Source organism: Corynebacterium sp. LaCa_70, assembly GCF_058182015.1.
The window spans coordinates 1-22969 of sequence record NZ_CP190914.1; the positions used below are offsets into that span (position 1 = coordinate 1).

The window sequence follows — 22969 nt, forward strand, 5'->3', positions numbered from 1 at the left end:
GTGGCAGACGACGCGTCCATGCTGGCAGAAAATTGGCAGAAGATGGTTGATGACCTCCTGTTTATTTCTGACCAACCAGATTCTGACGTGCCATCGTTTAGCCATCAACAACGCGCTCATCTACAGCGGGCTCGTCCGATCACTATGGTCAACAACTATGCGCTGTTGACAGTCCCGAACGAGAGCGTCAAAGCCACGATCGAAAATGATCTCGGCCCACACATCGTGCGCATCCTTAACCATTATTTAGGAAAGTCGTGCTCCTTGGCGGTATCTATTGCTGCCCCTCAGGACGACGACTGGCAGACGTCGCATTCTCCGGCGCAGGCCAGCCGTAACTACGATCCGCGATACACCTCTCGGTATGATCCACGCGGCGATTCGCCTGCCCAATCTGAGCGCACCCAGCACGGATCTGCGCAGTCTGGTTCCCCACAATCTGGTTCCACTCAGCCTGACCAGCAACCGGAAACGCCACCGTCTCCACATTCTCGCCGCGGTTCTCGTCCCGCCTGGGATCAGCAGGACTCACAAATGGGATTCGGGTTTAGCTACCCGGCTAGCGATGCAACACGAAACAATTCAGCACGTGATGCGGCTGCAACTCCGGGTTCGGCAAGTCTCGACGAACTTGCCGAGGCATATAAGCAACAGCAAGCACAACAGGTCGGCGCCGGGGAAACTTCCGAAGCCGATGCTTCTCGACGATTGCACCGAGAGACTCCAGCACATGATCCGAACCGGGAAGAATCCCTCAATCCCAAATACACATTCGAAAATTTTGTGATTGGTTCTTCGAACCGCTTCGCCCATGGTGCGGCCGTCGCGGTGGCAGAAAATCCAGCGCGCGCTTATAACCCGTTGTTTATTTGGGGCGGTTCCGGTCTGGGCAAGACACACTTGTTACACGCTGCCGGTAATTATTCGCAGGAACTGCGGTCCGATCTCCGGGTGAAGTATGTGTCTTCGGAGGAATTCACCAACGACTACATCAATTCTTTGCGCGATGACCGCCAGGAATCGTTCAAGCGCCGTTACCGAAACTTGGATGTATTGATGGTCGACGACATCCAGTTTTTGGAGGGTAAAGAATCCACCCAGGAGGAGTTTTTCCATACCTTCAATGCGTTGCACCAGGCGAATAAACAGATCATCCTGTCTTCCGACCGACCACCGAAACAATTGACGACGCTGGAAGATCGCTTGCGCACGCGTTTCGAAGGTGGGCTGATCACCGACGTGCAGCCACCGGACCTGGAAACACGTATCGCGATTTTGATGAAAAAAGCCTCAGCAGATGGCACGCGCGTCGACAGGCAGGTCTTGGAATTCATTGCCTCGCAGTTTGAGTCCTCGATTCGCGAGTTAGAGGGCGCGCTCATCCGCGTCTCGGCATATTCGTCGTTGATTAATGAGCCGATCAACATGGAGCTGGCGGAGATCGCGCTGCACGATATCCTGCCGGATTCGGCCAGCTTGGAGATCACCATGTCCACGATCATGGAGGTCACTGCAGAGTATTTCCATATTGAGTTCAAGGCATTGACGGGTGCGGGCAAGACTCGTGCGGTTGCTCATGCCCGGCAGTTGGCGATGTATCTGTGCCGTGAACTTACCGATAACTCGCTGCCCAAAATCGGCGAAGCATTTGGCGGCAAGGACCACACGACGGTGATGTATGCCGACCGGAAAATCCGCAAGGAAATGACGGAAAACCGTAATACTTACGACGAAATCCAACAGCTGACGCAGATCATTAAGACCCGCGGCCGAGTGTCCTAAACCAGCCGCAACTACCACACCAGTAACCAGGCACTGACACGTTAGTAACGAGTTCGAGTGTCTGGTTTTCTTTATCCACAAGTTTCTCCACATCTGTGTAATTACACTGTTGTAATTCACTGTGTTTTTGTAACCTGCTACACAAAAACAAGGTGTGCACAAAATCTGACCAGTGTGAATGTTGCAGTGGAAGACTTGTGGACAAATACAATGAACTTGTGGAGAACCGGAATTACATGAGAGTTATCCACAATTACACCGATTTATCCACAGATTCTGCACACCCATTCACACACTCCAAAAAATAGCGCTGAGCAGACTAGATTCCCTGTTATTCACAGATCTCACAAAGCTTATTGCTATTACTATCTTTTTAACTTGGATTTCTATTAAGAAAAGGAGGGTGTGGAAGAACGAGGATTTTTAGTTTCCCACCCAAACCTCACCCCAAAACTCAGGCAAATGACATTGAGCAGAGATCGTAAATGACAGCACTGTAATTCCACCCACTGATTTAGTAGACCCTAAGTAACAGTCGTGTGATTCACCCGCCGATATTAGGCAACGCTAAATAACAAGAATTTCTTGGGTCGACTAGCTTCCCTCGCTCAAACACACTCGTTTGGGTGGTCACGAAATTCATGGGCTACGATCACTAGCTAGCTGCCATATTCGGGTAGTTTGGTAGAGACGTGGGTGAACTACACCAATTCCCAGCTTTAAGCTTGGGGTCGTACGAAGACAACCGGTAAAGAGAGCTTGATACCACCATGGATTCCTCCGCAGTATCGTTCCGTGTTGCCAAAGAAGACTTGGCAGACGCTGTCGCTTGGGTAGCAAAAAACCTGCCGTCGAAGGCAACCCAACCTGTCCTGCGCGCGATGCTGATTACTGCCGACGAATCCGGCTTGGAATTATCAGGTTTTGATTACGAAGTATCGACCAAGATCAAGCTTCCAGCAGAGGTAGAAATCGAAGGCACCATCGCGGTGGCAGGTAAATTGCTGGCAGATATCGTGGCCAGCTTGGCTAATAAGCCGGTTGAACTAAAGGTGGACAATTCCACCGCTTTAGTGCGCTGTGGTTCTTCCCGCTTTGAACTACCGCTGATCCCGCTCGATGATTACCCACAGTTGCCGGAGTTGCCACAGGTAACCGGTAGTTTGAACCCCGCGCTGTTTACCGACGCCGTCACGCAGGTTGCTTCCGCCGCTGGTCGTGATGACACTTTGCCGATGCTCACTGGCGTAAATTTCGCAATTAATGGCTCGAATATCAAGCTTGCCGCCACCGACCGCTTCCGCTTGGCAATCCGTCAGTTGACTTGGGATCCAGCTAGCGAGAACGTCTCGGCAAAACTGTTGGTGCCAGCAAAGACACTGCAGGAAAATGCGCGGAGTTTGGATACCAGCCTGGACCAGCCGGTACAGATCGCGGTGGGTGCTGGCGACAACGTCGGTGCCGAAGGCCTGTTTGGTTTGCACTCGCACAACCGCGAGACCACCACGCGCATGTTGGATGCAGAATTCCCGAATATCGAACCGCTGTTGCCAAAAACCCACAGCTGTGTCGCTAGTGTTGATATCGCACCACTGCAAGAAGCCATTCGCCGTGTGTCGTTGCTGACCGAACGCAATGCTCAGGTGCGCATGGAATTTTCTGAAGACCAAGTGATTTTGTCCGCCGGCGGTGCAGAATCCGGCCACGCGGAAGAAGCCGTGCCCTGCGAGTTCTCCGGCCGCGACGAACTCATCATCGCGTTCAACCCGGGTTATCTGAAAGACGGCTTGTCCGTCGTGCGCACCGAAAAAGTCTTTTTCGGGTTCACGGAATCGTCGCGTCCGGCGATCTTGTTGCCGCAGCCAGAGCAGATGCCGGAGGCTAACGAGGACGGGCAGTTCCCAAGCCCAGAGTCTGAGTTCACTTACCTGCTGATGCCGGTTCGTTTGCCTGGGTAATGTATCTCCAGAACCTGCAGCTTCGTGATTTCCGCTCCTGGCCGGAATTCTCCCTGCGGTTTGCGCCGGGCATCAGCGTTTTCGTCGGCCGGAACGGGTATGGCAAAACCAATATCGTCGAAGCCGTCGGCTATCTTGCGCACCTGGGATCTCACCGGGTGGCCACCGATGCACCGCTGATCCGTATCGGCCAGGATAATGCCCGGATTTCGGCGAGTATCATCAACCAGGGCCGTGAGCTCACAGCGCATTTGCTGGTTAAAGCCAGCGGAAGTAATAGCGCGCAAATCAACCGCACTCGGTTGAAATCGCCTCGCGAACTGCTTGGCGTGGCAAAAACCGTGCTGTTTTCACCGGAAGACCTGGCTTTGTTGCGCGGCGAACCGGGGGAGCGGCGTCGTTATCTCGACAGCATCCTCGCTAGCCGCACCCCGCGGATCGCGGGCGTGAAAGCCGATTATGACAAAGTCTTACGCCAGCGCAACGCCTTGTTGAAATCCGCCAGTGCTGCATTACGGCGGGGCTATCGTGACGACGATTCCGCTGCTGCGTTGTCCACCCTTGATGCTTGGGATAATCGCTTGGCTGGTGTGGGCGCGCAGCTGATTGCTGCCCGTATTGAGCTGGTCGACGAGCTGAAAACGCAGGTACGCACGGCCTATGCAGCTATTGCTCCGGAATCCCGCCCGGCGGACGTCGCCTATATCTCCACGCTGGATACCGTGGCTGAGGCCAATTATTCCGGCAGTTCCGCAGATTCTGGAACCTCAGCAGCGACGCCACCCCGCCGCATCACCGACGCGTATTACCGCGATGACCAGGGCCGCGTGCAGGTGGAACTCGTGGAAGCCGCAATGCTGGGGGCATTAGGGCACGTGCGCGAGAAGGAGATTGAACGCGGCGTTAGCCTCGTCGGCCCGCATCGCGATGATATGGAGGCACTGCTGGGGGCCAGCCCGGCAAAGGGTTTTGCTTCGCATGGCGAGACCTGGTCTTATGCCATCGCGTTGCGCTGGGCGGAGTTTGAGATTCTGCGGCAATCCGGCACTGATCCGATTCTGATCTTGGATGATGTCTTTGCTGAACTCGATGTGAAGCGCCGTCGGCACCTGGTGCAGCTTGCGAGTTCAGTCGAGCAGGTGTTGATCACCGCGGCGGTAGAAGAAGACATTCCCGACGAGTTGGAGCCCAATTCCGTGGTGCACATCGGCGTCCACGATTCCACCACCGAATCCGGTGAGTATTCCCGAGTGTCGTTCATCGATGCTGCTGGTGGGGCATGACGATGAGCATCCCGGAAGAGAGCCCAGCCCCAAACCAGCAAAGCCAGAAAAACCAGCCCGATTCTCAGCCGCGCGATCTTGTCGACGCCACCTTCGCCGCACTCCGCGAGGCCGCGGCACAACGCGGATCCGCGCCACCACTGGGTACCTCGCAGACCGAGGCGCAAAGTTTTTTGCGTAGTCGTCGGCAAGCGCGAGCTCACCGGGCTCGGAATTCACGTCTGTCGGCAGCCACTGCGCCATTCGGCCCCAGCACTAATACTCCCGGCACTTCTCACGCCCCCGGCACATTGAACTGGGGAAAATACCGGCAGTCCGGCCCCGATGGCAGGCGTCCGCGCAGGCAACTCAACCTGCCGTCGGCTGGCGCGGTGCTGAACAAGGAGATCACCTCCCGCGGTTGGGAGAAAAACCTGGCCTCTGGGTGGGTGACTGGGCACTGGGAGCAGCTGGTGGGCGAGAAGATCGCGCAGCACACCAAGGTAGAGATGGTGAAAGATACGGCGTTGTTCATCACCTGTGATTCCACCGCATGGGCGACGAACCTGCGGTATATGCAGCGGGAGATTCTGCGTTCGATCCGCGAGAAAGCTGGCCCAGACGTGATCACGGAGCTGAAGATTTTCGGCCCGCAGGCTCCGAATTGGCGCAAGGGCAAGCTGCACGTGAAAGGCCGCGGACCGCGCGATACTTATGGTTAAAACTTACGGCTAAAACTTACGGTTACACCGCTGATCAGTTGCAGCGGCGGTACTGGCTTACTACCGGCTTACTCCCGGTTTATGGCAGGGTGTGCCTGCGGCTTAGCTCCACCCGGGCGGGGTGTCTGGGTGTAAGATTGGAATGTCGAAGATTTCCTCTTTAAGGAGTGCTAGTTTCACGTGGCTAACGCGCAACCGAATTATGACGCTTCATCAATTACCATCCTGGAGGGCCTGGAAGCGGTCCGTAAGCGCCCCGGTATGTATATCGGTTCTACCGGCGTGCGCGGCCTGCACCACCTGATTTGGGAGGTTGTTGATAACTCGGTCGACGAGGCCATGGCGGGTTATGCCTCCAAGGTGGAGGTCCGCTTGCTTGCCGACGGCGGCGTGCAGGTTACTGACGATGGCCGTGGTATTCCGGTCTCGATGCATGCCTCGGGCGCGCCCACGGTGCAGGTTGTGATGACGCAGCTGCACGCCGGCGGTAAGTTTGATTCCGATTCTTATGCGGTCTCGGGTGGTCTGCACGGTGTGGGTATTTCCGTCGTCAATGCTTTGTCGACGCGCGTGGAAGCCGCGATTAAGCGCGATGGCAAGCACTGGTATCAGAACTTTGAGCGCGCGGTGCCGGAAGAACTCGTTGAGGGCGGAAATGCCCGCGGCACTGGTACGACGGTGCGTTTTTGGCCGGATCCGGAGATTTTCGAGACCGTCAATTTCGATTTCGACACCATCAAGCGTCGCCTGCAGGAAATGGCTTTCTTGAACAAGGGCTTGTCCATCACGCTTGTCGACGAGCGCGTGACGGCGGAGGATCTCAAGTTGGAGGCACTCGCGGAAGAAGGCGAGACTGCTAGCTCTTTCGATGATCCGGACCCGGAAGATAAGGCCGCGATTAGCGATCAAGAAGCCGTCAAGAAGGTGGAATTCTGCTACCCGAACGGCCTGGTCGATTACGTTGAATACCTGAATCGGACGAAGAGCTCGATTCACCCGACGATCATCAGTTTCGAAGCCAAGGGCGAGGACCACGAGGTGGAAATCGCGCTGCAGTGGAACAGTGGTTATAACCAATCCGTGCATACTTTCGCCAACACGATAAATACGCACGAGGGAGGTACGCACGAAGAAGGCTTCCGCGCTGCGCTGACCACACAGATGAACAACTATGCGAAAACGCATAAGTTGATGAAGGAAAAAGACGGCAAGCTTACTGGCGATGATTGCCGTGAGGGCTTGTCGGCGATTATTTCCGCGAAGGTCGGCGATCCACAGTTCGAGGGCCAGACGAAGACGAAGCTGGGTAATACGGAGATTCGTTCTTTCGTGCAGCGTTCCGTCAATGAGCACTTGGCGGATTGGTTTGATGCCAACCCGGCAGAGGCCAAGGCGATTATGAACAAGGCCGTGGCTTCTGCGCAGGCGCGCGTGGCGGCTCGTCGCGCGCGTGAGCTCGTGCGTCGGAAATCTGCTACCGACTTGGGTGGTTTGCCGGGCAAGTTGGCGGATTGCCGTTCGAAGGACCCGAAGGTTTCCGAGCTGTTCATCGTGGAGGGTGACTCCGCGGGTGGTTCCGCGAAGGCCGGCCGTGAGTCGCTGTTCCAGGCGATTTTGCCGTTGCGCGGAAAGATCTTGAACGTCGAAAAGTCCCGCATGGATAAGGTGCTGAAAAACAACGAGGTGCAGGCGATCATCACCGCGTTGGGTACCGGCATCCACGAAGAATTCGATATTTCGAAGCTGCGTTACAACAAGATCGTGTTGATGGCCGACGCGGACGTCGACGGGCAACACATCGCCACGTTGCTGTTGACACTGTTGTTCCGCTTCATGCCGGAGCTTGTCGAAAACGGCCACGTGTACCTGGCGAATCCGCCGTTGTACAAGCTGAAATGGTCGAAGGGCGAGCCGGGCTATGCCTTCAGCGACCGTGAACGTGACGCGCAGCTGAAAGAAGGCTTTGAGCAAAAACGCAAGATCAACATGGACGATGGTATCCAGCGCTACAAGGGTCTGGGTGAGATGAACGCGAAAGAGTTGTGGGAAACCACGCTTGATCCGACAACCCGTATCCTGCGCCGCGTGGACTTGGAAGATGCGCAAAAAGCCGATGAGCTGTTTTCTATTCTTATGGGCGACGACGTTTCTGCACGTCGTAGCTTTATTACGCGTCGTGCCAAGGACGTTCGCTTCCTCGACGTCTAATCGCTCGACGCAGACGGCTAGGATTGGACGCGGCCAATATTATGTGCGTCATAGCTCATATCAGTGATATCGAAAGGAAAACTCGTTGTGAGTAATGCCAACGGTTCTGCAGCCCGCGTGAAGCGCGGTTTGTCTGAGCAATTCTTCGGCGGCGTCATCATGGATGTCGTTACTCCAGAACAAGCGCGAATCGCAGAAGCTGCTGGTGCTTCCGCTGTGATGGCTCTGGAGCGCGTGCCTGCTGATATTCGCGCCCAGGGCGGGGTGGCTCGGATGTCGGATCCGGATATGATCACCGAGATCATCGAAGCCGTCGACATCCCAGTTATGGCCAAGGCCCGCATTGGCCACTTCGTTGAGGCGCAGGTACTGCAGTCGCTGGGTATTGATTACGTCGATGAGTCTGAGGTTTTGACCCCGGCTGACTACGCTCACCACATCGATAAGTTCGCTTTCGACGTGCCGTTCGTCTGCGGTGCCACCAATTTGGGTGAGGCGTTGCGTCGTATCAATGAGGGTGCTGCCATGGTGCGTTCGAAGGGTGAGGCCGGTACTGGTGACGTGTCCAACGCCGTGACCCACATCCGTGGCATCCGCGCGGAGATCAACCGTTTGTCTTCCATGTCGAAAGACGAGTTGTTCGTTGCCGCCAAGGAGCTGCAGGCACCGTATGAGCTGGTGGTTGAGGTTGCTGAGACCGGTAACCTGCCGGTTGGCTTGCTGGTTGCCGGCGGCGTGTCCACCCCGGCTGATGCTGCGATGATGATGCAGCTCGGCGCCGATGGCGTGTTCGTCGGCTCCGGCATTTTCAAGTCCGGTAACCCAGAGGCTCGCGCGAAGGCAATTGTGCGTGCGGTCAAGAACTACGACGACGCCAAGGTTATCGCTGAGGTTTCGCGTGGTTTGGGCGAGGCCATGGTCGGCATCAACGTCGACGAGCTGCCAGTTTCGCACCGCATGGCAGAGCGCGGCTGGTAAACACGGCTGCTCAACACTGTTAGCGGTTGTTCAACACTAATTTGTTTAACCACTAGCTCGCTTGACGACGAAGGCGGGGTCAGTTGCTGATACTGGCCCCGCCTTCAGGCATAGTGGCGAAGGCGGCAGTAGTTAAGGCCAAATTTTCGGGCAGCCCGCCTTGGGCAGCCTTGACTTCTACATTCGTAGTGTCGCCGCCGTAAGTGCGAAAAGTATCTAGCCAGACTTGTAATTCTGTGAGTGTGGGAAAACCAGTGTTCACAGCGCTTTTCTCAGGTAATTCTGCGGCGTATGACTCTTAGACTAACAATTTTTCCAAGTGTAACTTGTAAATTCAATCGTAGACTGTGAAAAATTCCCAGTCTCAGTGCAAGTCTGAGTGCAAGTTTAGCTAGAACTTTCGTTACGGTCCTGAATGATCAGGGGGTGTTAGGCGCTAGACTGGGAGGTTATGAGTGACGATAACCAAGGCGGTTTGTTAGATCGCATTGAGCCGATAGATATCTCCGCGGAGATGGAGTCGAGTTATATCGACTACGCCATGTCCGTGATCGTGGGCCGTGCGTTGCCAGATGTGCGTGACGGGCTGAAGCCTGTGCACCGGCGTGTGTTGTACGCGATGTACGACAACGGTTACCGGCCGGAGCGCAGCTATGTGAAATCCTCGAAGCCGGTCTCGGACACGATGGGTGATTATCACCCACACGGCGACAGCGCTATTTATGACACGTTGGTGCGTATGGCCCAGCCGTGGTCGATGCGTTATCCGCTTGTCGACGGCCAGGGTAACTTCGGCTCGCCGGGTAATGACGGCCCGGCGGCGATGCGTTATACCGAGTCGAAGCTGATGCCATTGGCGATGGAGATGACCCGGGATATCCGGGAAAACACCGTCGATTATCAGCCGAACTATGACGGCAAGACTACGGAGCCGACGGTGCTGCCGTCGCGTGTGCCGAACCTGTTGATGAATGGTTCCGGCGGTATTGCCGTCGGTATGGCCACTAATATTCCGCCGCACAACCTTAATGAGTTGGCGGAAGCCATTTACTGGTTGCTGGATAACCCGGATGCGGGCGAGGAAGAAACCCTGGAAGCCTGCATGGAGCGGGTGTCCGGGCCGGATTTCCCTACTGGCGGCATGATCGTCGGCACCAGCGGCATCAAGGATGCGTATACCACCGGCCGTGGTTCTATCCGTATGCGTGGTGTCTCCAGCATTGAGGAAAACGGCAGCCGGCAAACCATCGTGATTACCGAGTTGCCGTATCAGGTCAACCCGGACACCATGGTGGCTAATATCGCCGAGCAGGTGGCCAACGGCAAGCTGGCTGGCATTTCGAATATTGACGATGAGTCTTCTGACCGCGTCGGCATGCGCATCGTGGTCACTCTGAAGCGTGATGCCGTCGCACGCGTGGTGCTGAACAACCTGTATAAGCACTCGCAGTTGCAGACTTCTTTCGGTGCCAACATGCTTTCCATCGTCGATGGTGTGCCGCGTACGCTGCGTCTGGATCAGATGTTGCGCTACTACGTCACCCACCAGATCGAGGTTATTGTTCGGCGTACGCAATACCGCCTGGCGGAAGCCGAAAAGCGCGCGCACATCTTGCGTGGCCTGGTGAAAGCTTTGAACATGCTCGACGAGGTCATTGCGTTGATCCGCCGGAGCCGTTCGGTGGAAGCTTCCCGTGAGGGTCTGAAGGATTTGCTGGGCGTCGACGACGAGCAGGCCGAGGCCATTCTGGCGATGCAGCTGCGCCGCCTGGCCGCCCTGGAGCGCCAGAAGATCATCGACGAATTGGAAGAAATCCAAACCGTGATCGATGACCTGAAAGACATCTTGGATCGCGAGGAGCGGCAGCGTGAGATCGTCGCGACCGAGCTGAAGGAAATCGTCGACAAGCATGGCGACGAGCGTCGTACGGAGATCGTGGCCGCGCATGGTGAGGTTTCTGATGAAGATCTGATCGTCCGCGAAAACGTGGTTGTGACTATCACCGCCACCGGTTATGCCAAGCGCACGAAGGTCGATACCTACAAGTCGCAAAAGCGCGGCGGCAAGGGCGTGCGTGGTGCGGAGTTGAAGCAGGACGACGTCGTCAAGAACTTCTTTGTGTGTTCGACGCACGACTGGATTTTGTTCTTCACCAACTTTGGTCGCGTTTACCGTCTCAAGGCCTACGAGCTGCCGGAGGCAGGCCGTACCGCGCGGGGCCAGCACGTGGCGAACCTGCTGGAGTTCCAGCCGGAAGAGCGCATTGCTCAGGTGATCCAGCTGCAGTCCTACACCGATGCGCCGTACCTGGTGCTGGCTACCAAGCAAGGCCGGGTGAAGAAGTCGCACTTGACGGATTATGAGTCGGCGCGTTCGGCTGGCCTGATCGCTATCAACCTCAATGAGGGGGATGCGCTGATTGGTGCCTGCCTCGCCGGTGACGACGATGATCTGTTGCTGACTTCCGAGCAGGGCCAGTCCATCCGCTTTACCGCCAATGATGATCAGCTGCGCCCGATGGGTCGTGCGACCGCCGGTGTGAAGGGCATGCGCTTTAAGGGTGATGACCAGCTGCTGGCGATGTCCGTGGTGCACGATGGCGAGTACCTGTTGGTGGCTACCAGCGGCGGTTACGGCAAGCGCACCGCGATTGAGGAATACAGCACCCAGGGCCGTGGTGGCATGGGCGTGATGACGTTCAAGTACACCCCGAAGCGCGGCAAGCTGATTGGCGCGATTGCCGTGAATGAGGATGACGAGATCTTCGCTATCACCTCTGCCGGCGGCGTCGTGCGTACTGAGGCCGGGCAGATTCGTCCGTCTTCGCGCGCCACGATGGGTGTGCGGCTGGTGAATCTTGCCGACGACGTCGAGCTGTTGGCTATCGACAAGAACGTCGAGAGCGAAGGCGTGGAAGAAGCCCAGGCTGTTGCCAAGGGCGAGAAGACCATCGACGAAGTCCAAGAGGCGCAGGTTCAGGAAGCGAACGGCCAGGATGCGAACGGCCAGGACGCTCAATCGAAGGCTGAAGACGCGAAGGCTGACCAGGTAAAGGCTGAAGAGGAGTAACAAGCACTATGGGAAGAAACATCGCGATTACTCGAATCTCGCCGCTATCCGCCTTCCGGGTGGGCTTAGCGGTGTCTCTGGTGGGTCTGGTGGCCTGGCTGATTGCCGTGACGGTGGTGTACTTCGTGATGGATGCATTCGGCGTCTGGGAATACATCAACGGCTTCGTGGACGGCCTGGGGGCTGGCATGCTCATCGACTACGGCCTGGTGCTGTCTCTGTCGGCTCTGTTTGGCGCTGTGACGGCTATCCTGGCGACGATCCTGGCTCCGCTGTTCGCGATCATCTACAACGCTGTGGTGGCGTTGTTTGGCGGCATTCATGTGGATCTGGAACAGATCGTGGAAGTCGACGAATAAACTGCGAAAAACACCATCTGGCCTGGCGATTTGTGTGGATATAAGATACGTATTAAAGTACATAATCGTTCCGCACACAGGGTCTATAGCTCAGTCGGTTAGAGCGCATCGCTGATAACGATGAGGTCGCAGGTTCGATTCCTGCTAGACCCACCAGGCGGAAACATGGGGCATTAGCTCAATTGGTAGAGCATCTGCTTTGCAAGCAGAAGGTCAGGAGTTCGATTCTCCTATGCTCCACAGCATAGCCTGCATCCCCCGGTCCATCGGATCGGGGGATGTTTTGCGTTCAAGGCCTACTGGGTGGCGTTTAAGGCCTAAACGACAAAAAGTGTGTCTGGGGTTGTTACCCCCGTGTCGGGGTTAGGTTCCTATCCATCCTTTCTGTACGCCTAGGTTGTGGTTGTAGTCGGTTGGGATAGCGTTGTCGTAGAGGGCTGGTCGTCCTGTTTGCTGGTCGGCTTTGTTCTCGTTGTGGGGCGTGGTGTTGACTTTGGCGAGTGCATCGCGCCCCCAGTTTTGTTGTTTGGCTATGTCGATAGGTGGTGTGGGGTTTTCGGTGTGCAGGTAGAGCCACCATTCGAGCATTCGTCGTTGTCGCTCGCCTGATCTGCCGCGGTGGAGTCTGGTCAGTAGTTTCAGTTGTGCGTTGATTGACCCTTCAAGGGTGTTGGTAGTCGATGCCCATTGGTATTCGTTGGTTGTTGGTGTCTGTGGCGGCTGGAGAAAGTTAAATAGCCATTGTTGCTGGTAGAGATGTTTCAGGCTGTTATAGGCTTTGCGCACGGATAGATGTGTGTATTCCCGCTTGCCGGTTGTGATGCTGAGTGTTTTTCATCCATCCATTTGCGGTAGACGGTGTCGAATTCTTGCAGGTGGGCGGTCCATTGTGCGGCCTGGTCAATTGTGGTTATGCGTGTGAGGTCGAGGGCTAGTTTGTAGAGTGCTTTGCCGGCATCGGTGCGTGGTCGAGAGGTGAGATGTCTGCGCACGACGCGTTGGGCATGGACTAGGCATCGTTGGATGCGGGTTGTCGGCCAGGTTTGTTTGATGGCGTAATAGGCACCGTGGCCACCATCGAGTACCACTATGACAGGGGCTTGTAGGGGTTCGAGAAGTTGCTGGTAGGCCGCGGTTGTTTCGTGGTGTGCCCACACCCAATTGACGACGTGGTTGCGTGTGGCGGCGATAAGAAGGCACCCGGCACCGGTGTAGGTTTTCGTCAATGAAGATCTGGTCGTAGATGCGGGCTGTGTCGATGTGGTGGGGGATATCGATGAACCAGAAGGTGTTGAAGCGTCGTTCCAGGCTGCGTCGGCTTATGTTGTGGTGAGCAGCGGTTTCGGTTATTGAGGTATTGCCGCAGATGCAGCCAATGAAGGTGTTGAAGTCTGCGGATAGTTGGCGGTCTGGACGTGTTTTCGTTGTGGATGCCCCGCAGGTTGGTGAGGTGCAACGCCATCGGGTTGTGCCTTTGGTTGTTGTTCCGTTTTTCTTCATTGTCCCAGCGCATACGGGGCATCGTGGTCTGTTTTTCTTCATGCGTTAAGACAACACGCATGCTTAGCACAGATTTTGCATTGGATCGTGGATTGAGCGTTTTCGGGGCGTTTATATCGTTGTGGGGATTATAAATGTGTTGTTTTTATCTCTTTATCTGCGTCAATCCCACCTATACGGACACACTTTTTGTCGTATAGCCCTTTAACCCTAAAAGGTCGCCGCCAACCTCGACTTCCGCATGACGAAACAGAGTTTCGCTAAGGGAGCAGCATAAACCATTCCTGTAGTCGGTGCAGTCATCTCGGGAGGACTGACGTTCGCGACCTTCCCGCCCATGGCCAAGCGCTTGCAGAAACACCTGGCAGACCTCGCGCTGGCCAAACCCTGTGGTGTACCGAATACCACTGATACGGGGATAACGCCGGCATGACAACGACCTCGGCTCAGTTTGACGCTGTCATTGCCGCAACCCGCCACATCCCCGAAGCAAACTTCACCGCCTACCGCGGCGGCTGTCCTCAAGAGATCAGTACAGCTTTTATCGATGTTGTGTTCTCGATCCGGGCCCAGTAGTACGAGACTTCGCTACACCTGGCCGTGGGGTTAGGAACCGCGTGCAGGCCTTCCGTTCCGACAACCCGCACGATCCTCGACGAGGTACACCCCAATAGGGCAGGTTTAAAATTACTGTCAGAGTCAGAAGGCGTTGGCACAGATGGCCCCGGTGAAGCAGAAGCCTTCGGCCGCCGAATGAATACAAAAGCATATGACAGTCTCGACGCCATGATCGACAAGGCACGATACGACCCGGCGACCGCCTCAACGTGTGCTCGACTTAATGACGTATCCCCCAGGATGTCCGCAATCCGTTCGCCCATCTCAGCATCCACTGGAATTTCTGTCGCCCTAGCGTGGTCGAGCCCCTGTGACAACGGTTTTTTACAACCTCATGGACGGTTCAGTTGACGTCGGTGAGGAAACCTGGAGAGGCCCTGGGGGCACGGGGGATGAGCTTATTAAAGGCCGAAGGTACCGCCGCTGACGAGGATGAAGATACCCAGGCCAATCAAAACGATCGGGAACAGCACATGCTCCCAGCGTTCGAGAACCTCCGCGATCGGTGGACGGGTGGCCACGAACTTCGCCAACAGGACCAGGCCCGCCACCAGGATCAGAAAGACGACGCAGTAGATGATAACGGTGGCGGTATCCACGTTGAGAAAAACCGGGACATAGACGCCGATATTGTCGCCACCGTTGGCAAAGGTAACCCCGGCGACGATCAAGGCGCTTACGTTCTTTCCGCTGATTTTCGCGTCATCGTCGTCGTCATCGTTTCCCTGCCAGGCTTGCCAGGCCGCCCGCAGCCCCAGGGCCAGGGGGATCAGCCCGAAGTAGGGGATCGCCTCGGTGGGCAGGAAGGCATCCGCTCCCAGGGTGACCAGGATCGTGGCTGCGAGGATGCCCGCGAAACCAAGGTACTGCCCGGCCAGGATCCGAAGTGTGGTCCCTGCTTGGCCGGCCCCACGGGCGAAGAACAGCGAGAGCACGATGATGTCGTCGATATTGGTGGCGATAAACAGACCAACCGCCCCCAGGAGACTAGTTACCACTTACCTGTTCCCCTCTCCGGTGGCGCACCCGGGCACGTCACATGCCGAGTCAATACATGGGGCATTCTCGTCGGCAGCCAGAGTGGTATCCAGCAGTGAGTTCAGCGCCTGGACAAGATGGGCGTCGACGATCTCGTAGCGGGTCTTCCGCCCCTGCGATTCGGCGACCACAATTCCGCAGTCCCGTAGGCAAGTGAGGTGGTTCGACACATTTGACCGCGTCAGTTCCAGCTCCCGGGCGAGAGCGGCCGGATAGGTCGGGCCGCCCAGCAGGGTCAGGAGAATACGGGATCGGGTGGGATCTGCCATCGCCCGACCCAATCGGTTCATCACGTCCAAGCGCGAAGAAATAGTCAGCATGCACTGAACTATACAGCTGTTGCTGAACTGTTGTCACGAGGGGCGAACGTCGGCCCGACGGTGTTGTGTTTCTGAGCCTGTTTCCGCGCGGCTTTAGTGTCTTCCCTTTTCGTGTTTGTGCGGTTGTTGAACCTGTGCCTGTGAAGTGTCCTAGGTTTTGTTCCTAGGCATTTACCCTATTTTCTATTGTTTCCCGAGACTCATCTTGTTCCCACAACGCGTCTTCAACCTCGACCGGGGTGCGGTATCCCAAGCTTTGATGCAATCTTGTCTCGTTCCGCCATGACACCCACTCGAATGTCGCGATTTCTACCTCGACAACGTCATCCCACCTGTGAGTATGGATCAGTTCGTTCTTGTGAGGGGCCGTTCACGTTTTCAGCCAAAGCATTGTCATATCAGTCACTGACAGTTCCGGTGTAAGCGGTAATCCTGTGCTGGGCACCTCGCTCGTTGTAGACCACGCTGACGTATTGCTTGGATTCAATCGGTGGTTGCAACACTGTTGTTTTGAATTGATTGTAGTTGTTCATTGAAGACTTCGACTGGGGTTCGAAATCCAAGGACTTTTCTTGGTCTGTTGTTGAGCGTGTAGGCGATGGCGGCGAGGTCTTGGGCTGTCCATCGAGACAGGTCGGTACCCTTGGGAAAGTACTGGCGTAGGAGTCCGTTGCTGTTCTCATTCGTGGGACGTTGCCATGGCGAGTGTGGGTCCGCGAAGAACACTTTCGTGCCCGTGGCTAGAGTGAAAGCGGCATGGTCAGCGAGCTCGGTTCCGCGGTCCCAGGTCAACGTTTGACGCAGTTGTAACGGTAGATCTTTCATCACGGTTTGTAGGGCGGTGTTCATCGCTTCAGCACCGTACCCACCCAAGGCAGGTCCGTTCTTCGTCCTTGGTTGTTCACCCCAGCCGTCCAACCGGGGCAGGTGCACCAGCAGGATCGACCGGCTGTAGCGTTCGACCACGGTCCCGATCGCTGACCTGCCGGTACCGATGATCAAGTCTCCTTCCCAATGCCCGGGCACCGCCCGATCCGAGGCTTCCGGGGGCCGGTTAGAGATGACAACATCGGCGGTGACATGACCTTCAGGCTTGCTCTTGGACCGGGCGCGGGGTTTACGCAGGGCCCGCCCAGTCCGCAGTGCGGCCACGAGTTCACGCTTCAGCGCCCCGCGCCCCTCGATATAGAGCGCCTGGTAGATCGCTTCATGGGAGATTCTCATACTCTCATCATCAGGGAAGTCGATCCTTAACCGCTGCGATATCTGCTCCGGGCTCCACGCGGTCAACCACCGTCGGTCTGCCCTGTGAGGTTTGCTCCGGCCCTTCCACGCAGGCGTATCAGGCCCCGCCATGACGACCCCGTTTTCATCTCGGACCGTCCCAGCAAGACGCTCCTGAACATAGTCCCGCAGGCGCGGATTATCCACGAGTTTTGCTTGTTTGGGACGCTTAGCGGCTTCCTGAGCTTTCCACTGGGCCACCCCTGCCCGATAAACCTGCTTGCCACCACGGGTGGCAGCATTACGCCGTAGCTCACGAGAAATCGTCGCCGGATTGCGGCCAATCCGTCGAGCGATCTCACGCACACCCGTCTGTTTCTCCCACAGGATCGCGATTTCCTCTCGTTCAGCAAACGATAGATACCGCCCCGAGGGCTCGTCCAAAGCTAACGGTCTCATTCCACCAGCATGACGGAACCACCTCGTTCCCACCGGTACGGACACCCCCACCTGAAGGGCGGCCTGCGCAGTGGTGATTCCCGTCGCGATCAGACCCCAGAACTGGCGTTGCACTGCCCGTGACGGAACCGGCCTACCCGGGGAACGCATCGCAGGCCGCAACGCCCGATCCGCACGCCACTGACGCCGCACCCCCACCGGCATATCACTGGTCTTCTTACTCCAGTCCTTGGTAGCCACCTTCTCATACCTCCATGCTCAGGGTGTTGCGACAACCAATTGAATCCACCTTGCGACCCGTGATCCGAATGGTGCACAAACTTGTCGTTTCTTCAGCACACTTGGGTCGCCTGGTTGAGAGCGTGCAGCGGTAAAGCCTGAAGTGCGCATGGAATCTGATAACGCCCACCCAACGATCCGCCTGGAGTAAACGTCGGTGACAAATGCGGCATACACAAAGCCTTTCTTCGTGCGCACATACGTAATGTCAGCCACCCATAACTTGTTTGGTGCTGTGGCACTGAATTCGTGTGGCACTAAATCCGGGCGCACATCAGGCATGTTGAGGTGAACGGGTTGTGGTAGGTGACCGGCCTTTGCCTTTGCCAGAAACACCGGCCAGGCGCATCGGCCGGGCGGTGTGTTCACGACCGATATTGATTCCTTCACGGCGTAGAGCATGCCACATTTTTCGCACACCGTAGAGACCATAATTAGCTTGATGAACAGCACTAATGCGTTAAACCAGCACGCCATCACGAAGGCGACGAGCCGTCTGCGCCCCTTGCCGGGCAGCATGCCACGAGACACCTAGTTTTGGTGCCGCGATCTTACACGCTTCCTGCATCGACATGTTTTTTCTGCCAAGATGCGGCCTTCCACGAGACGGACCACACGATCCTGGGCATCCTTGCCAAATTTTCTCGGCATCTTCCAGATTTTCCCATCTACTCAAACGGAACAAAACCTGGGACACTTCACACCCCCGCCCACCTCGGCACTCAACCCTGCTGTGGGGGTTACTCGTAGCGAAGCGAGCTGACCATCCCGGCTTCCATGTGATAGGCGTTATGGCAGTGAAATGCCCATTCACCGGGGTTGTCAGCGATCAGGTCGGCGATCATGGTTTCACCGTGGCGGAGAAGGACGGTGTCCTTGCGTAGCCCGCCGCTGCCGGGCAGCGCCCACGTGTGGCCGTGGATGTGCATGGGATGGGGCATCATGGTCCTGTTGCGCATGACCATCCGCAGGCGCTGGCCCTCCTGCACGGTCGCGGAGGAGGATTGGCCGTCGGTGAGAATGCTCCATTCATACGGCATCATCTGCCCGCCCAGGTCGATACTGACTTCTCGGTCTGGTGTGCCCTCGGGCAGGAGTGCACGGTCTGCTGGCTTCAGGGAGGACAGAAGCAGTCCGGTGGACGACAACTCGGGGAAGTCGACATCGGGGTGGGGGGCCTGGCCGCCGGCGGTGCGGATGACGGCGAAGGCGCGGTCGTCCTTACCCACCGCCAAAGCCGTGAGAGGGAAGATACCGTCGCCGAGGATGACCTCGACGTCGACACGCTCGCCCATCGACAGGTAGATCGATTCGGTCTCCCAGGGCTGGACAGGGAAGCCGTCGGTGTGGGTGACGGTCAGGCGGTGACCACCGAGGGCCACCTTGAAGATGGTGTCACCGCCGGAGTTGATAAACCGCAGGCGGGCCTTGTCGCCCGGGCGAGCCTCGAAGGTCCGGTGAGCACGGGGGATACGTCCGTTGATGAGGTAGTGCGGATACATCACATCGCCGACATCCCCGCCCAGTACCCGGTCCGGGGTGCCGTGCATCATCTGGCCGTGACCTCCCATTCCCATCCTCCCGTTATGGTCGCCCGAACCCATTCGGGTGAGCTTGTCGAGCTCATCGTCGGGAGTGCCCTGAATGCCATCGACCCAGTCGTCGAGCACGATGGTCCACTCGACGTCCTGATCCTCAGCGTCTTGCGGGTCACGGATGATCAGTGGGGCGTGGAGGCCGCGATCAAGCTGCAGGCCGGTGTGGGAATGGTAGAAGTAGGTGCCACCGTGGGGGACTTCAAAAGCATAGGAGAAAGACTCGCCAGGTTCAATGGGGTCCTGGGTCATACCGGGCACACCGTCGGCTGCGTTGTGGAGTGCGATGCCATGCCAGTGGATGGAGGTGCTCTCAGGCAGTTCATTGGTGATATCGACCTGGAGTACGTCGCCGGCGGTGGCCTCAATGGCCGCATCCCCGGTGTCAGAGACGTATCCCCACGTCTTGGCTTCGATGCCGCCGATATCCAGAGAGAGGGGCCGGGCGGTCAGTGTCCGGCGCACCGTCGGCTCACCGAGCGCAGTGGGGGTGGGAGTGGGGCGAAGGGAGGGACCTGGTGCCGAGGCAGCGGGTCCAGGGTCGCTGGTGCAGGCGGCCACGGCCCCGGTGCCGGCGAGGACAAGCCCGCCGAGCAGAAACTGTCGTCGGGAAAACGCGTTCGTCATGATTTAACCTTCCTTGGTGCAAGATTTCAGTGACACGGGAGACAGGCGCAGGTGAGGACCCTGTTGAGCCATCACGTTAGGCGCAGGTCTGTGACGCAGGTGGCACCGTCGTCGGTGGTGGAAAACTCCGTGGTGCCGGTACGCCCCTGGTAGCTGACCTCAATCAGGCCGGTGACATCATCGGGAAGCCAGAAGCCAATAAACCCGTTGTCGAAGGTGGTTGTCGCCTCGTCCACCAGCACCTCACCGGTCGCCTCATCGGTGATCGTGACCTGGATATCCTCATTGTCGAGTTCCCCTAGGCAGGTCGTGAGGCTGTGGTAGAAGCAGTCGTGGGTGGAGGCGAGATAGGGTGCGATCGAGACATACGTCTGATTGTCGGGAAGATCGACCACGACTTCCTGGTCATCGCTCGAGAGCAGCAGTTCATCGGCACGCACTGAGGCGATCAGATCCGTGGGACGCTCAGTGACCTTCTGCCGGTCGAGGTGATCAATGATCTCCACCGCGTCCATGGCGGCCAGGCCATGGGTAGTCAGGAATGTATCCTGGGACACCGTCCCGTCGGCGGTGGGTTCCGGGTCGGCGGCCGAACACCCCGTGAGGGCGAGGGCAAGGGCGGCGGCTGCGATCGCTGCTCGTTTCACGTCAATCTCCTTGGATCGTGGTAATACCGTGAGAAGACACCGCCTCAAGGTCGGTGCCATACCTTTATCTAGCACGGGTGCCTGACGGACTAGCAATCAAAAACCCTGCTCACAGCCTTACAACAGGGCGAAAATGGGGTGAATTCGGTGGGCTGGGTCACCACCGGGACACCACCCCACAGCCGTGGGCGATGTCCTTCTACCCGCCCCGGGTATGCGGTGCAGGCAGTGAAATCCCTGGTGGTGCCTGCTGAACCGACCAGGGGAGGCGATGCCGCCGGCCCGGGGTGGGGCACAGGGGTGACGGCGGTCGAAGGGTGATGTTTGAAGATTTGATGAAGATTCCCCGCCGGGCACTGAGCGAGGGTGGTATTCCCCCCTGTCCGGAGCGATACTGGGGTCTATGGCTGACCGCACACCGACCACCGCCACGCCCCCGGGGCGGGTGCTGGTCGTCGATGATGAACAACCCCTGGCTCAGATGGTGGCCTCCTACCTCATTCGGGCCGGCTTCGATACCCGCCAGGCGCACACCGGCACCCAGGCGGTGGACGAGGCCCGTCGCTTTTCCCCCGATGTTGTGGTGCTGGATCTGGGGCTGCCCGAACTCGACGGCCTGGAGGTGTGCCGACGGATCCGCGCCTTCTCGGACTGCTACATCCTCATGCTCACCGCGCGTGGCAGCGAGGACGACAAGATCAGCGGTTTGACCCTGGGGGCGGATGACTACATCACCAAACCTTTTAGCATCCGGGAACTGGTGACCCGGGTGCATGCGGTGCTGCGCCGCCCGCGCACCAGCACCACCCCACCGCAGGTGACCACCCCCTTGATCGTTGGTGACCTCATCCTTGACCCCGTCGCCCATCAGGTGCGGGTGGGGGAGACGACCGTGGAGCTCACCCGCACGGAGTTCGAGCTGCTGGTTGCCCTGGCCCTGCGCCCCGGCCAGGTGCTGACCCGCCACGACCTGGTCACCGAGGTCTGGGACACCACCTGGGTCGGTGATGAACGCATCGTCGATGTCCACATCGGCAACTTGCGTCGCAAGCTCGGCACCGACACCCAGGGCCGGGGGTTTATCGACACCGTGCGTGGCGTGGGTTACCGGGTGGAGCAGCCATGAATCACGGACCCGGCCTGACCTTCCGCTTCCTGGCCGCCCAGGTGTTGGTCGTGGTGATTAGCCTGCTGGTGGCCGCGGCCGTGGCCACGATGGTGGGCCCGACCCTGTTCCATGATCATATGTTGATGACCGGCCGGGAGGACCCCTCGCTGGAGCTGTTCCATGCCGAGCAGGCCTACCGGGGCGCCAACCTGATCACCCTGGCCGTCGCCCTGCCCACCGCCTTGACCAGCGCACTGCTGGCCAGCCTGTGGTTATCACGTCGTCTGCGCACCCCCCTGCAGGATCTCACCCGCGCCGCTACCAGCCTGACGGCCGGCAACTCCCGTATCCGCGTGCCCGCCGGAAAAGCAGGCCCCGAGGTCACCACCCTGGCGCATGCCTTCAATACCATGGCCGACCGGCTGGAACGCACCGAACAGGTCCGCCGCCAGATGCTCTCTGATCTGGCCCACGAAATGGGCACCCCCTTATCGGTGCTCACGGTCTACCTCGATGGTCTCCAGGACGGGGTCGTGGACTGGAATAATGCCACCCACACGATCATGGCTGACCAACTCACCCGCCTGACCCGGTTGATGGAAGACATCGACGATGTCTCCCGGGCCCAGGAACACCGGATCGATTTGGACCTGGTGGAGGAAGGGCTCGGGGATCTGCTCCATACCGCGGCTGCTGCCGCGGGGGAAGCTTATGCTGACAAAGGCATCGATTTACAGGTCGGGACCATTACAGACACCGCCCGGGTGCTCGTGGACCGGCAACGCTTCGGCCAGGTGATGAGCAATCTCCTGTCGAACGCGCTACGGCACACCCCGGCCGGCGGGCAGGTCCGGATCAGCGTCCACCGGCAGGGGGCGTCCACCGCGCTCATCCACATCGCCGATGACGGCGAGGGCATCCCACCTGACCAGCTCGGACACATCTTCGAACGCTTCTACCGGGGGGATGCCGCCCGCAGCCGGGACAACGGCGGGGCCGGTATCGGTCTGACCATCTCCAAGGCATTGATCGAGGCCCACGGCGGCACTCTCACCGCCACCTCCCCCGGACCCGGTCGCGGAGCGGTGTTTGCCCTCCGCCTCCCGCTGTCCCCTCCCGACAGTGAGGAGGCTGCTCGGTGATCACACCCTGCCCCGCGTGAGGGCCGTGCCCTCCACCCATTGAAAATATACCCCATGGGGGTATACGCTAGGG

Annotated in this window: 18 protein-coding genes, 2 tRNA genes and 2 pseudogenes; 13 read left to right on the plus strand and 9 right to left on the minus strand. The window is 58.0% G+C overall.

The window, feature by feature from the left end; genetic code table 11:
- Positions 1-144 precede the first annotated feature (144 nt).
- The 10 genes from dnaA (at position 145) to ACP8MI_RS00050 (ending at position 12579) form a co-directional block, all read left to right on the plus strand.
- Complete coding sequence (gene dnaA / locus ACP8MI_RS00005) at positions 145-1782, plus strand: chromosomal replication initiator protein DnaA (RefSeq protein WP_407927004.1); 1638 nt, start codon at positions 145-147, stop codon at positions 1780-1782.
- 770 nt (positions 1783-2552) lie between these two features.
- Entirely contained in the window at positions 2553-3740 is a 1188-nt protein-coding gene (gene dnaN, locus ACP8MI_RS00010) for a DNA polymerase III subunit beta (protein WP_018120672.1), read from the plus strand.
- Complete coding sequence (gene recF, locus ACP8MI_RS00015; protein WP_018120673.1) at positions 3740-5023, plus strand: DNA replication/repair protein RecF; 1284 nt, start codon at positions 3740-3742, stop codon at positions 5021-5023. The genes dnaN and recF overlap by 1 nt, the downstream gene beginning before the upstream one ends.
- A gap of 2 nt (positions 5024-5025) precedes the next feature.
- Positions 5026-5724, plus strand: coding sequence for a DciA family protein (locus ACP8MI_RS00020; RefSeq protein WP_049149930.1), 699 nt, complete (start codon positions 5026-5028; stop codon positions 5722-5724).
- A gap of 180 nt (positions 5725-5904) precedes the next feature.
- A complete protein-coding gene (gene gyrB, locus ACP8MI_RS00025; protein WP_018120675.1) occupies positions 5905-7932 on the plus strand; it encodes a DNA topoisomerase (ATP-hydrolyzing) subunit B in 2028 nt (675 codons plus the stop codon).
- Between the two features lie 87 nt (positions 7933-8019).
- A complete protein-coding gene (gene pdxS / locus ACP8MI_RS00030) occupies positions 8020-8910 on the plus strand; it encodes a pyridoxal 5'-phosphate synthase lyase subunit PdxS (protein WP_284589739.1) in 891 nt (296 codons plus the stop codon).
- Between the two features lie 451 nt (positions 8911-9361).
- The gene (gyrA, locus tag ACP8MI_RS00035; protein ID WP_284571965.1) at positions 9362-11980 is read left to right on the plus strand and encodes a DNA gyrase subunit A; all 2619 of its coding nucleotides are present in this window, start codon (positions 9362-9364) and stop codon (positions 11978-11980) included.
- Between the two features lie 8 nt (positions 11981-11988).
- On the plus strand, positions 11989-12339 hold the full coding sequence (locus ACP8MI_RS00040; RefSeq protein ID WP_147579141.1) for a DUF3566 domain-containing protein: 351 nt from the start codon (positions 11989-11991) through the stop codon (positions 12337-12339).
- A 79-nt stretch (positions 12340-12418) separates the two neighbouring features.
- Positions 12419-12495: transfer RNA gene (locus ACP8MI_RS00045), tRNA-Ile, on the plus strand.
- Positions 12496-12506: 11 nt separating this feature from the next.
- Positions 12507-12579 (plus strand) — tRNA-Ala (locus ACP8MI_RS00050).
- 123 nt (positions 12580-12702) lie between these two features.
- Here the strand turns inward: ACP8MI_RS00050 and ACP8MI_RS00055 are convergent.
- Positions 12703-13881: pseudogene (locus ACP8MI_RS00055) on the minus strand (IS1249 family transposase).
- Positions 13882-14268: 387 nt separating this feature from the next.
- Here ACP8MI_RS00055 and ACP8MI_RS00060 point away from each other — a divergent pair.
- Positions 14269-14415, plus strand: coding sequence for a hypothetical protein (locus ACP8MI_RS00060; RefSeq protein ID WP_187114739.1), 147 nt, complete (start codon positions 14269-14271; stop codon positions 14413-14415).
- Between the two features lie 443 nt (positions 14416-14858).
- On the opposite strand, the gene ACP8MI_RS00065 is transcribed toward ACP8MI_RS00060, so the two are convergent.
- The 8 genes and pseudogenes from ACP8MI_RS00065 to ACP8MI_RS00100 form a co-directional block, all read right to left on the minus strand.
- On the minus strand, positions 14859-15455 hold the full coding sequence (locus ACP8MI_RS00065) for a cadmium resistance transporter (RefSeq protein WP_147579140.1): 597 nt from the start codon (positions 15453-15455) through the stop codon (positions 14859-14861).
- Positions 15456-15815, minus strand: coding sequence for a Cd(II)/Pb(II)-sensing metalloregulatory transcriptional regulator CmtR (gene cmtR, locus ACP8MI_RS00070; protein WP_239211762.1), 360 nt, complete (start codon positions 15813-15815; stop codon positions 15456-15458).
- Between the two features lie 163 nt (positions 15816-15978).
- On the minus strand, positions 15979-16164 hold the full coding sequence (locus ACP8MI_RS00075; protein WP_420361722.1) for an integrase core domain-containing protein: 186 nt from the start codon (positions 16162-16164) through the stop codon (positions 15979-15981).
- A 134-nt stretch (positions 16165-16298) separates the two neighbouring features.
- Entirely contained in the window at positions 16299-17702 is a 1404-nt protein-coding gene (locus tag ACP8MI_RS00080; protein ID WP_049168789.1) for an IS30 family transposase, read from the minus strand.
- A gap of 54 nt (positions 17703-17756) precedes the next feature.
- On the minus strand, positions 17757-18296 hold the full coding sequence (locus tag ACP8MI_RS00085; RefSeq protein ID WP_490290674.1) for a DDE-type integrase/transposase/recombinase: 540 nt from the start codon (positions 18294-18296) through the stop codon (positions 17757-17759).
- A pseudogene (locus ACP8MI_RS00090) lies at positions 18238-18453 on the minus strand (hypothetical protein). Before ACP8MI_RS00090 ends, ACP8MI_RS00085 begins: the two are co-directional and overlap by 59 nt.
- Positions 18454-18517: 64 nt before the next feature.
- Positions 18518-19999, minus strand: coding sequence for a multicopper oxidase family protein (locus ACP8MI_RS00095; protein WP_337891832.1), 1482 nt, complete (start codon positions 19997-19999; stop codon positions 18518-18520).
- A 71-nt stretch (positions 20000-20070) separates the two neighbouring features.
- The gene (locus ACP8MI_RS00100; protein WP_147578990.1) at positions 20071-20646 is read right to left on the minus strand and encodes a CueP family metal-binding protein; all 576 of its coding nucleotides are present in this window, start codon (positions 20644-20646) and stop codon (positions 20071-20073) included.
- A 403-nt stretch (positions 20647-21049) separates the two neighbouring features.
- Between ACP8MI_RS00100 and ACP8MI_RS00105 the strand changes: the two genes are divergently transcribed.
- Together ACP8MI_RS00105 and ACP8MI_RS00110 are read left to right on the plus strand one after the other, a co-directional pair.
- Positions 21050-21772, plus strand: coding sequence for a response regulator transcription factor (locus ACP8MI_RS00105; RefSeq protein ID WP_021352496.1), 723 nt, complete (start codon positions 21050-21052; stop codon positions 21770-21772).
- Entirely contained in the window at positions 21769-22896 is a 1128-nt protein-coding gene (locus ACP8MI_RS00110; RefSeq protein WP_284589738.1) for a sensor histidine kinase, read from the plus strand. Before ACP8MI_RS00105 ends, ACP8MI_RS00110 begins: the two co-directional genes overlap by 4 nt.
- The last annotated feature ends 73 nt before the right edge of the window (positions 22897-22969 follow it).

Coding starts and splice junctions, on each gene's coding strand:
- ACP8MI_RS00110 (WP_284589738.1), top strand. CDS start 21,769: ATGAATCACGGACCCGGCCTGACCTTCCGCTTCCTGGCCGCCCAGGTG.
- ACP8MI_RS00080 (WP_049168789.1), bottom strand. CDS start 17,702: ATGCCGGTGGGGGTGCGGCGTCAGTGGCGTGCGGATCGGGCGTTGCGG.
- ACP8MI_RS00040 (WP_147579141.1), top strand. CDS start 11,989: ATGGGAAGAAACATCGCGATTACTCGAATCTCGCCGCTATCCGCCTTC.
- recF (WP_018120673.1), top strand. CDS start 3,740: ATGTATCTCCAGAACCTGCAGCTTCGTGATTTCCGCTCCTGGCCGGAA.
- cmtR (WP_239211762.1), bottom strand. CDS start 15,815: ATGCTGACTATTTCTTCGCGCTTGGACGTGATGAACCGATTGGGTCGG.
- ACP8MI_RS00060 (WP_187114739.1), top strand. CDS start 14,269: ATGACAACGACCTCGGCTCAGTTTGACGCTGTCATTGCCGCAACCCGC.
- gyrA (WP_284571965.1), top strand. CDS start 9,362: ATGAGTGACGATAACCAAGGCGGTTTGTTAGATCGCATTGAGCCGATA.
- ACP8MI_RS00085 (WP_490290674.1), bottom strand. CDS start 18,296: ATGCTGCCCGGCAAGGGGCGCAGACGGCTCGTCGCCTTCGTGATGGCG.
- ACP8MI_RS00020 (WP_049149930.1), top strand. CDS start 5,026: ATGAGCATCCCGGAAGAGAGCCCAGCCCCAAACCAGCAAAGCCAGAAA.
- ACP8MI_RS00105 (WP_021352496.1), top strand. CDS start 21,050: ATGGCTGACCGCACACCGACCACCGCCACGCCCCCGGGGCGGGTGCTG.
- dnaN (WP_018120672.1), top strand. CDS start 2,553: ATGGATTCCTCCGCAGTATCGTTCCGTGTTGCCAAAGAAGACTTGGCA.
- ACP8MI_RS00095 (WP_337891832.1), bottom strand. CDS start 19,999: ATGACGAACGCGTTTTCCCGACGACAGTTTCTGCTCGGCGGGCTTGTC.
- dnaA (WP_407927004.1), top strand. CDS start 145: ATGGTCAACAACTATGCGCTGTTGACAGTCCCGAACGAGAGCGTCAAA.